We start from the raw sequence: 10,287 nt of genomic DNA on the forward strand, positions 1-10,287 counted from the left end.
CCCCTGAACCAGACCGGGCATGCCGAATCCGCCTCGAAACATGCTCTTCGCTGACCGCTAGATCGCCATCACAGAGACAGAGACACGCCATTCAGTAAACGCTGTCACACGACGGCACACCTTCCGGCTGACTCACCAAAGCGAGTAAGCCGGGACCTTTGATAGCGGGAGGCGCCAGGAGCGGAGCTGACCAACGACAGCGCTACTCGACTCATCTACTCACACCACTACATCCGAGCTACTCAGTTCCCGTTCTCACGCAACGCCCCCGAACCGGCACGCCGCAGCTCGTTGCAATCGGAGAACGCCTCCCTGCAGCAGACCCCGCATCCTGCAGCACCATCACGACTGCCACGTTCAACTGCCAGATTCAGTGGGGCACTTGCCGCACCAACGCAGGCGCACAAGGGCACTTATGAGGCTGCGCGGGAGACCTGCATCAAGTCGTGGCGGACTGACGCTGAGTCCTCACGTCGGGCCGACGCGGACGCCGGCAACCATGACCGGGTTGCCGGCGTCCGCAGTGTGTGTCAACGCCACTCCCCACGTCACCAAGGACCACGACCCGTGACACTGGTCTTCGACCGTTGCACCTACTCGTACACCCGCAAGGCGCCGCCCGTCCTGGACCGGTTCGGCGCTGAGCTCGCCGCCGGTTGTACTGTGCTGCTCGGCCCCAACGGCGCAGGGAAGTCAACGCTGCTGGGCATCGCCTCCTCCTATCGTTCTCCTGACGCCGGATCCGTCACCTGGAACGGGCGCTCGCCCACCGGGCGGCGAAGCCGTGCTTCGTACCGTCGCGTCGTCGGTTGGCTACCACAGGACGTCACGCCGATACCCGGCCTGACCGTGCGCGAACAGGCCGCCTACGTCGGCTGGCTCAAGGGCATGAACCGGTCGGACGCCTGGCGGAAGTCGCGGGGCGCTCTCGCCCGAGTCGACCTCTCGTCGCTGGCCCAACGCAAGTCCCACCAGCTGTCCGGCGGGCAGCTGAGGCGCCTGGGCATTGCCGGCGCCCTTGTCCACGGAGCGGAGTTGCTTCTCCTGGACGAACCCACCGCGGGGCTCGATCCCTCGCAGCGACAGGTCTTTCGTGACCTGTTGCACTCTCTTCGAGGCCAGGTGGCCGTCGTGGTCTCCACCCACCAGACCGAAGACCTTGACGAGCTCTACGACGAGGTCGTCGTGCTGGACTCCGGGCAGGTGCGGTACCAGGGGAACGTCCCCGGCTTCCTGTGGCACGCCGACCCTCAGGCCGTCGCTGGGCGCCGTGCGGAGTCGGCGTATCTGAGCATGATCCGCAGGGAGGTGTGAGCGCATGCGGACGTCCACCTGGCTCCGGTCATCCTCGGCGACCTGGATGACCCCTCTCCTCGCGGCGTTTGTGGTCCTGCTTCTGAGAGATGACCTGACCGCTTATCCCACCCGTGGCTACTGGCCTGCAGTCGTCGGCGACGCGACACTCGCGTTGTCCTTCGTCCTCGCCGTGTGCGCGGGATCCGGAGCCTGGGAAGGCACGCGGGTGCGGCGTGGGAAGCTCCCCATGCTTGCGCCCTCACGAGGTCCGCTCCGGATCGCCCTCCATCTACTGCTTCCGGTCATCGCCATGGGCGCGACGGCCATGGCGACCGCGGTGATGGTGGTCGCGGCGGTGTCCGCTCCCGGGACGGGAAATGTCGGCCGCGCCCTGCCCATAGTCGCCGTGTGGTTGCTGCTGATCACCGCGTTCTCGCTGGCAGGCTTCGCGCTGGCACAAGTGGTACCCGCGCTCGTCGCGGTTCCGGTGGCGTCCGTCGTCGGGTTTGTGACGTCTGCGTATCCGCCGGCCATGGAACCGCTGTGGCTTCGCCATCTGATAGGTGGAGACCTCACAAGCTGCTGCCTGCTGGAGAGCGTTCCCGGGGAACGTGGGGTCGCCTCCGCCTCGCTCGTCGCCATCACGCTTGTCGTGGCCACCGGTCTGCTTCTTGCCATGCGTCACAGAGTTGCCGCAGTGGCATGCGCCGTCGTCATCACGGCTTCAGGTGTGCTGGCCGCTTCCGCGCTGGTGTGGGACACCGGTCTGGCAGCATCAACCGCTGCACGCCCGGACGACGAGCTCATCTGCTCAGGGGAGGCGCCGAGAGTGTGCCTGTGGCCGGAGCTCGCGCCTGAGCAGGAGAAGATCATTTCTGCGGTGGGTGAGGCTCACCGCCGTCTGACAACCGCCGGCCTCCGCGTGCCGGCCACGGTCTCCACGTCGGCTTCGACGACACCGGACACGCGAGTGCTCCGGGTGCGCGTGGAGAGGGGCTACCAGCGGGCGGACATCATCGAGTCGACGGTGTGGTCGGTGGTGCCTGCGGTGCCTGCCTGCGCCAGGAGCGGTGATCCGTATCCAGCGGCGGCGGTCCTTCCTGCCATGGCCGAGTGGCTTGGTCGGGCCACCCGGTTGCCCCTTCCAGAGGAAGACACAAGCGCTGACGAGGCACGTGCGTTGGCGTTGAAGGTCGCCGAGCATCCCCGGCGTGTTCAGCGGGAGTGGTTCGAACGGAACACTTCCGCGCTCGCCAGCTGTCACACGAAGCCCGTGCTTGATCCCGCAGAGCTTCCGGGAGCCAAGCGATGATCTGGTGGATCAAGGCGTGGGGCGCGCTGGGCGCGGCGACCGCGACTGCCGTCGCGTTGTTCGTGGCGGTCACCATCGGTACGCGTGAGATTCCGGTTCCCGCCCTGACCGGGCAGGCCGGGCAGTTTGTCGTCGCCGAGTTGGTCGCCCTGCTTCCCGCGGTACTGATTCTGCACGGCGTTCACCGAGGGGATCCGCGGACCGAGTACACGGCGGTCCGGTCTGGTGCGGTACGCATGGTGGCATGGGTCGCGGTCTGGGTCACGATGGTCTGGGGGGCGACCGCTGCCGCCCACCTGCTCGGCGCGGACTCGGCAGTCATCGAGATGGCCCGTAACACCACCGGATACGTCGGTGTCGCGCTCCTCCTTCGACCTGTGGCGGGGTTGAGGGCGGCTGTCGCCTTCTCGGCAGCCGTACCACTGGTGTGCGCGGCGGCCGGGTGGCGCACGGGCGGCGTCGCTCAGCCCTGGGCCTGGCCACTCCACCCTGCCAACTCGGTACTGGCGCTGCTCCAGGCCTTCCTTCTGCTCGGCCTCGGGCTGATCGCTGTCCTGCTGCGCCCGCGCGAGACCCCCGGGTGACGGGGGCGGAGCTCCCCACGTGCGAGGTTCATGTCCCCCTCCTGGTTCCCTCGGCGGGGGTCGTCGCCGGGCCTGAAGTCGGGCGGCGGTTATCGTGTCGGGTGCAACAACCCGTCCGAACGTGGGGGAAGCCGGTGGAAATCCGGCGCTGACCCGCAGCCGTGAGCGGACCCGGGCGCGTCCCGGGGGCCGTGAGCCGGAACGCCCGCGTGACGGACAAGGCTCCCGGAGCCGGCGCGCGGCGTGGCCGCGGGCGGTGTCCGGCACCGTCGAGGTCTGCGGAGGCTGAGCCCGGTGTACCGGTGCGCGTGGGCGCGGCGGGCGGCGGGAGACGCCCCCGGGGCCGCTCACGAAAGGCATCAAGATGTTCCTGCGTCGCAGCGCAGCGCTACTGGCGACGACCGTCGTACTGGGCACGGCGGGCGCGCTCGGCGCACCCGCCGCCGTGGCGGACGAGTCGCCGTCGCCGAAGCTCCCGTCCGGTCTGTACGGGAAGGCGGACCCGCAGTACGACGGCGTGTTCCGGCAGTCGACGGCGCTGCTGGCGCAGGACGCGGCCGGTGTCGTGCCGGCCCGCAAGGCGGTGAACTGGCTCGCCGAGCAGCAGTGCGACGGCGGCGCGTTCCCCGCCTACCGCGCGGACAGCACCGAGCCGTGCCCGGCAAAGCTGGCGGCGGACACCAACGCCACCGGCCTGGCCGTGCAGGCGCTCGCGGTGCTCGGCGGGCACGGCGAGGTCGTCAAGGACTCGGTGGCCTGGCTGAAGACCGTGCAGAACAAGGACGGCGGCTGGGGCTACAACCCCGGCAGCGCCTCGGACGCCAACTCGACCGCGATCGTCGTCGGCGCGCTGGCGGCGGCCGGGGAGAAGCCGGAGGACGTCCGGTCGAAGAACGGTGACCGGTCCCCGTACGACGCACTCGACTCGTTCCAGCTGGGCTGCGACGCGAAGGCCGCCGAGCGAGGGGCGTTCGCCTACCAGCCGGGCGAGGACGACGCGTTGGCGCCGAATGACCTGGCGACCGTCGCCGCCACCGTCGCGGCGCGCGGTGCCGGGCTCGCGTCGGTCGCCAAGGACGCGCCGGCAGCGGAGAACATCGACGTCGAGGCGCCGACCTGCGGCGCCGGCGACCGCTACGCGCGGGCCGACGTCGCGGACGCGGCCTCGGCGTACCTGGTCCGGGCGCTGGACGCGAACGAGGGCCGGCTGGACTCGTCGATGCCCGGCTCGGAGGACCAGCCGGACTTCGGCACCACCACGCAGGCCGCCCTCGCGCTCGCCCAGGGCGGTCACCTCAAGGCGGCGGAGCAGCCGCTGGGCTGGCTGGAGACCAACTACGGCAAGTGGCCGGGCGTCGAGGACAACCCGGCCGCGCTCGGTCAACTGGTACTCGCCGTGCACGCGTCCGGCGGCAACCCGGCCGACTTCGGCGGCGTCGACCTCCTCGAGCGGCTGAACGCCACCGGCCCGGAGCCCGCCGAAGCGGCGAAGCCGGCCGACGGCGACGGTGACCAGGCGGACGCGGCCGAAAAGGACTCCGCCGCGCCGGTGATGTGGCTGCTCGGTGTCGGCGTGCTGGCCGGTGTCGGCATCGGGCTGCTGATGAGCCTGCGGAAGAAGAAGCAGCAGGGCGGCAGCGGCGACGCCGGGTCGGGCAAGGACGAGTGAGGCGGCGAGCGGTGGCCGGTCGCGGAACGGGCCGCGTGACGGCGGTGGCCGGGCGCGGGACGGCGGTGGTCGGGCGCGGGACGGCGGTGGTCGGGCGCGGGACGGCGGTGGTCGGCCTTGTGCTGGCCGCCGTCGCCGGTCTGCTGTTCGGCGCCGCCGGGACGGCCGCCGCCGACTCCGGCTACCGCTACTGGTCGTTCTGGACCTGGGACCGGGACGGCGGCGAGTGGCGGTACGCCACCCAGGGGCCGGCGAGTCTGCGCCCGGTGGACGGCGCGGTGGTCGGTTTCCGGTTCGCGGTCAGCGAGGACTCGGCGGACGCGACGACACCGCGCGGCCCGGCCGACTTCGCCGCGGTCTGCGGCGACACGGCGGCGGAGGACGGCCGGAAGCGGGTGGCGCTGGTCGTCGACCCGGGTACCCGAGCGGACGCGCCGGCCGGTGAGACACCGCCGGCGCGCCGCGCGGAGTGCGCCGTGGTGGCGCCGGAGGCCAGCGCGGCCGACGCCCTGGCGGCGGTCGCGCCGCCGCTGCGCTACGACTCGTCGGCGCTGCTGTGCGCGATCGCCGGCTACCCCCGCACGGGGTGCGGTGAACGCGTCGCCGTCGGAGGCGAACGCGGCCGGAAGGACGACGGACAGGACGGCGGTGGCGGCGGCGTGCCGTTGTGGCTCGGCGGGGTGGTGCTTGTGGTGCTGGCCGGCGGGGCCGTGTGGCAGGTACGGCGTCGCCGGTCATGAGCGGACGCACCTCCGACACGTACGACGGCGGCCCGGCCGGGCGGGGCACGGGCACGGGCACGTACGACGGGCGTGCGCCGGGCGCGCGGTATCGGCTGGGCGCCCTGCTCGCGCCTCGTGAGACCCGGGCGAACGCCCTGCACGCGGGCGCCTGGTGGATCTGGGCGCTGGGCCTGGCCACGGCGGCGTCCCGGACGACCAACCCGCTGCTGCTGCTCCTGCTGGTGGCGGTCGCCGGCTACGTGGTGGCCGCGCGGCGCGGGGACGCGCCCTGGTCCCGCTCCTACGGGACGTTCCTGCGGCTGGGGTTGCTGGTGCTGGTCATCCGGCTGCTGTTCGCCGTGGTGCTCGGCTCGCCGATCCCCGGCACGCAAGTGCTGTTCACGCTGCCCGAGGTGCCGCTGCCCGACTGGGCGCAGGGCGTGCGGCTGGGCGGCGCGGTGACGGCCGAGGGGCTGCTGTTCGCGCTGTACGACGGCATGAAGCTGGCGACGCTGCTGGTGTGCGTGGGCGCGGCGAACGCGCTCGCGAACCCGGCGCGGCTGCTGAAGTCGCTGCCGGGCGCGCTGTACGAGGCGGGGGTGGCGGTGGTGGTCGCGATGACGTTCGCGCCGAACCTCGTCGCCGACGTGCAGCGGCTGCGGGCGGCGCGGCGGCTGCGCGGCCGGAACGACCGGGGGGTGCGGGCGGTGCTCCAGGTGGCGCTGCCGGTGCTGGAGGGCGCGTTGGAGCGTTCGGTGGCGCTCGCGGCGGCGATGGACGCCCGGGGGTACGGGCGCAGCGCGCGGGTGCCGCGCCGGGTGCGGCTGACCACCCATGTGCTCACGCTCGGCGGGCTGCTGGGGGTGTGCGTCGGCACGTACGCGCTGCTCGCCGCCGAGGGCGCCCGGTTCGGGCTGCCGTTGCTGCTGCTCGGACTGGCGGCGGCGATGGCCGGCCTGCGGCTGGGCGGCCGGCGCGCGGTCCGCACCCGCTACCGCCCCGACCGGTTCGGGGCGCGGGCCTGGCTGGTCGGCGGCTCGGGGGTGGCGGTGGCGGCGGTCATGATCTGGACGGCGGCCGCCGACCCGGCGGCGGCCCATCCGCCGGCCGTGCCGCTGACGGCTCCGACGCTGCCGCTGGCAGCGACGCTCGGCGTGCTGGTCGGGCTGCTGCCGGCGGTGCTGGCGCCCGTGCCGGAGCGGGTCGGGAACTCGGGACCGTCGACCGCTGGGGCCTCGGGCCCGTCGGCCGCGGGGAGCTCGGGCCCGTCGACCCCCGACACCGGCCGCCGCCGGGCCGTGGAAAAGGAACCGGGAGACCGGGAGAGGAAGCCGTGATCCGCTTCGAGCAGGTGTCCGTCCGCTACGAGGGCAACGAGGCACCGGTGATCCGGGACGTCGACCTGACCGTCCCCGAGGGCGAGTTGGCGCTGCTCGTCGGCCCTTCCGGGGTGGGTAAGTCGACGCTGCTGGGCACCGTCTCCGGGCTTGTCCCGCACTTCACCGGCGGCACCCTGCACGGCCGGGTCACGGTGGACGGCCGCGACACCCGCACCCACCGCCCGCGCGAACTCGCCGACGTGGTGGGGACCGTCGGGCAGGACCCGCTCGCCCACTTCGTGACCGACATCGTCGAGGACGAACTCGCCTACGGGATGGAGTCGTTGGGGCTGCCGCCGGCCACCATGCGGCGCCGGGTGGAGGAGACGCTGGACCTGCTGGGCCTGGTGGAGCTGCGGGATCGTCCGATCGCCTCGCTCTCCGGCGGGCAGCGGCAGCGGGTGGCGATCGGCTCGGTGCTCACCCCGCACCCCCGGGTGCTGGTGCTGGACGAGCCGACGTCCGCGCTGGACCCGGCCGCCGCCGAGGAGGTGCTGGCCGTCCTCCAGCGCCTCGTCCACGACCTGGGCACCACGGTGCTGATGGCCGAGCACCGGCTGGAACGCGTCGTGCAGTACGCCGACCAGGTGCTGTTGCTGCCCGGTCCCGGCGAGCCGCCCACGCTGGGCGATCCGGCCGCGTTGATGGAGGTCTCCCCGGTCCGGCCGCCGGTGGTGGAGCTGGGCCGGATCGCCGGCTGGTCCCCGCTGCCGCTGTCGGTGCGGGATGCCCGCCGCCGCGCCGGTGACCTGCGGGAACGTCTGGCCGGCCACTCCCCCGCCGCCGAGCGCCCGGAAGAAGGGCGCGGCGCCGAGGGCGGCGCGGTCGCCGAGGCGGACCGGCTCGCGGTGCGGCGCGGGCGGCGGGACGTGCTGCACCGGGTCTCGCTACGGGTCGGCGCGGGCGAGACCGTCGCGCTGATGGGACGCAACGGCGCCGGGAAGTCCACCCTGCTGGGCGCGCTGGTGGGCGCGCACCCGCCGGCCGCCGGCTCGGTGGCCGTCGGCGGCCTCGTCCCGCACCGGACCCGGCCGGCCGAACTGCTGCGGCACGTCGGCCTGGTGCCGCAGGAGCCCCGGGACCTGCTGTACGCGGACACCGTCGCCGCCGAGTGCGCCGCCGCCGACCGGGACGCGGACGCGGAGGCGGGCACCTGCCGGGCGCTGGTCGCCGAACTGCTGCCCGGCATCGCCGACGGCATCCATCCCCGCGACCTCTCCGAGGGGCAGCGGCTCGCCCTGGCGCTGGCCGTGGTGCTGACCGCCGCGCCGCCGCTGATCCTGCTCGACGAGCCGACGCGCGGGCTGGACTACGCGGCCAAGGCACGTCTGGTGGACGTACTGCGTGGGCTGGCGGTGAAGGGGCACGGCATCGTGCTGGCCACCCACGACGTGGAGTTGGCGGCGGAGCTGGCGCACCGGGTGGTGATCCTGGCGCAGGGCGAGGTGGTCGCGGACGGTCCGACGGAGGAGGTGGTCGTTTCCTCGCCGGCGTTCGCGCCGCAGGTCGCGAAGATCCTCGCGCCGCAGCCGTGGCTGACCGTGCCGCAGGTCAGGAGCGCGCTGGAGGTGACCGCGTGAACACGGGCGCGGGCGCCGGCACGCGCGCCGGCGCGACGCCGGACCGGCAGGCGCGGGCGGTCCTCCTCGGGCCGCGTTCGGCGGTGGCGCTCGCGCTGGTGTCCGCGATCGGCGTCGCCGCGTTCGGCTGGCCGCTGCTGGCCGACTCGGCGTCCGGGCTCGCCCACTCACGGGACGCCCCCTGGCTGTTCGCCGCGCTGCTGCCGCTGCTGATCGCGGTGGTCGTCGCCACCATCGCCGACACCGGTCTGGGCGCGAAGTCCATCGCGATGCTGGGCGTGCTCGCCGCCGCCGGGGCGGCGCTGCGCCCGCTGGGCGCGGGCACGGCCGGGCTGGAGCCGATGTTCTTCCTGATGGTCCTCGCCGGGCGGGTGCTGGGGCCGGGCTTCGGGTTCGTGCTGGGGGCGGTCTGCATGTTCGCGTCCGCGCTGCTGACCGGCGGCGTGGGGCCGTGGATGCCGTTCCAGATGCTCTCGATGGGCTGGGTCGCGATGGGCGCCGGTCTGCTGCCGGGCGCGGACACTCTGCGCGGTCGCCGTGAGCTGCTGCTGATCGCCGCGTACGGCGCGGTGGCGTCGGTCGGCTACGGCCTGGTGATGAACCTGCAGGGCTGGACGTACATCGCGGGTCTCGGCAGCGGCATCTCGTTTGTGCCGGGTGACCCGCTCGCCGCGAACCTGGCGCGCTTTGTGGCGTACTGGCTGGCGACATCGCTGGGCTGGGACCTGCCGAGGGCGGCCCTGACCGTGGTCCTGACGTTGACACTCGGCCCGGTGGTGCTGCGGGCGCTGCGGCGCGCGACACGGCGTGCCGCCTTCGACGTGCCGGTGACGTTCGCCGAACGAGCCGAGAGCGGCCGGGACAAGACCGGCCGACAGTAGGGGCCGGTCAGCCCGCCAGCCGCAGCACCACGCCCTCGGCGCCCCGCACGACCGTGACGGCCGTCAGGTCGGGGACCCAGGCGGTGGCGCCCAGTGTCCGGGCGCGCGCGCCGATGCCCAGGACCCGCATCCCGGCGGCCAGTCCGGCGTTGACGCCGGCCTCGCTGTCCTCCAGCACGACGCAGTCGGCCGCCGGGATCCCGAGGTCGGCGGCGGCCTTGAGGAAGCCCTCCGGGTCCGGCTTGCTGGCGGTGACCGACTCGGCGGTGACCCGCAGCACCGGCATCGGCAGCCCCGCCGCCGTCATCCGGGCCTCGGCGAGCGCCCGGTCTGCGGAGGTGACCAGCGCGTGCGGGACGGCGCTGATCGCGTCCAGGAACGCGGCGGCGCCGGGGATGGCCACGATGCCGGTGGTGTCGGCGGTCTCCTGGGCGAGCAGCCGCCGGTTGTCCTCGTGGTTCAGCTCCATGGGGCGGTCCGGGAGCAGTGCGGCCATCGTGGCGTAGCCCTGCCGACCGTGGACGACAGCCAGGACGCGCGCCGGATCGAGGCCCTGTTCGGCGGCCCAGCCGCGCCAGACGCGTTCGACGGCGGCGTCGGAGTTGACCAGGGTGCCGTCCATGTCGAGCAGCAGGGCGCGGGCGGGGAGTTCGACAAAGGCGGCGTCGGTCATGGGTGCTCCGAATCGCTGGTGGCGGGAGGCGGTTGCCCGGCGGGCGCGGCGCGCGCTCGCGGTGGGAACGCGGCGAACCCAGTGGCTCCGCCCGCCGGTCAGGGAATCCCGTCTGTCAGGTGACGGGAACGGGCGGAACCACTTTGTTCCGTCACTGTACAAAAAACTGCCCCTCCGGCGCCAGTCGGCCC

The 10,287-nt window shown here is 73.4% G+C and carries 9 protein-coding genes and 1 riboswitch; of the genes, 8 read left to right on the forward strand and 1 reads right to left on the reverse strand.

Translation table 11 applies throughout. The features are described from left to right. The first annotated feature begins 567 nt into the window (after positions 1-567). The 8 genes from GL263_RS13815 to GL263_RS13850 all read left to right on the forward strand — a co-directional run bounded on the left by GL263_RS13815 (position 568) and on the right by GL263_RS13850 (position 9,423). Positions 568-1,314 (forward strand): ATP-binding cassette domain-containing protein, encoded by a 747-nt coding sequence (locus tag GL263_RS13815; RefSeq protein WP_182855986.1) that lies wholly within the window; start codon positions 568-570, stop codon positions 1,312-1,314. A gap of 4 nt (positions 1,315-1,318) precedes the next feature. Further along, positions 1,319-2,608 (forward strand): DUF7224 domain-containing protein, encoded by a 1,290-nt coding sequence (locus GL263_RS13820; protein ID WP_182855987.1) that lies wholly within the window; start codon positions 1,319-1,321, stop codon positions 2,606-2,608. After that, a complete protein-coding gene (locus GL263_RS13825; protein WP_182855988.1) occupies positions 2,605-3,192 on the forward strand; it encodes a hypothetical protein in 588 nt (195 codons plus the stop codon). Before GL263_RS13820 ends, GL263_RS13825 begins: the two co-directional genes overlap by 4 nt. Positions 3,193-3,267: 75 nt before the next feature. After that, positions 3,268-3,418, forward strand: a riboswitch (cobalamin riboswitch). 138 nt (positions 3,419-3,556) lie between these two features. Continuing rightward, entirely contained in the window at positions 3,557-4,861 is a 1,305-nt protein-coding gene (locus tag GL263_RS13830) for an SCO2321 family membrane protein (RefSeq protein WP_182855989.1), read from the forward strand. A 107-nt stretch (positions 4,862-4,968) separates the two neighbouring features. Next, positions 4,969-5,601 (forward strand): SCO2322 family protein, encoded by a 633-nt coding sequence (locus GL263_RS13835; protein ID WP_438947955.1) that lies wholly within the window; start codon positions 4,969-4,971, stop codon positions 5,599-5,601. Then, positions 5,598-6,920: an energy-coupling factor transporter transmembrane component T gene (locus GL263_RS13840; protein WP_182855990.1), complete on the forward strand. Its 1,323-nt coding sequence runs from the start codon at positions 5,598-5,600 to the stop codon at positions 6,918-6,920. Before GL263_RS13835 ends, GL263_RS13840 begins: the two co-directional genes overlap by 4 nt. Next, on the forward strand, positions 6,917-8,542 hold the full coding sequence (locus GL263_RS13845; RefSeq protein ID WP_182855991.1) for an ABC transporter ATP-binding protein: 1,626 nt from the start codon (positions 6,917-6,919) through the stop codon (positions 8,540-8,542). The genes GL263_RS13840 and GL263_RS13845 overlap by 4 nt, the downstream gene beginning before the upstream one ends. Next, on the forward strand, positions 8,539-9,423 hold the full coding sequence (locus GL263_RS13850; protein ID WP_323379387.1) for an ECF transporter S component: 885 nt from the start codon (positions 8,539-8,541) through the stop codon (positions 9,421-9,423). The genes GL263_RS13845 and GL263_RS13850 overlap by 4 nt, the downstream gene beginning before the upstream one ends. Before the next feature lie 7 nt (positions 9,424-9,430). Here GL263_RS13850 and GL263_RS13855 read toward each other — a convergent pair whose 3' ends face one another. Next, positions 9,431-10,096, reverse strand: a complete 666-nt coding sequence (locus tag GL263_RS13855) for an HAD-IA family hydrolase (RefSeq protein WP_182855993.1) — start codon at positions 10,094-10,096, stop codon at positions 9,431-9,433. Between the last annotated feature and the right edge of the window lie 191 nt (positions 10,097-10,287).

Origin of the sequence: Streptomyces durbertensis (assembly GCF_014156695.1) — a bacterium.
GTDB lineage: Bacteria > Actinomycetota > Actinomycetes > Streptomycetales > Streptomycetaceae > Streptomyces > Streptomyces durbertensis.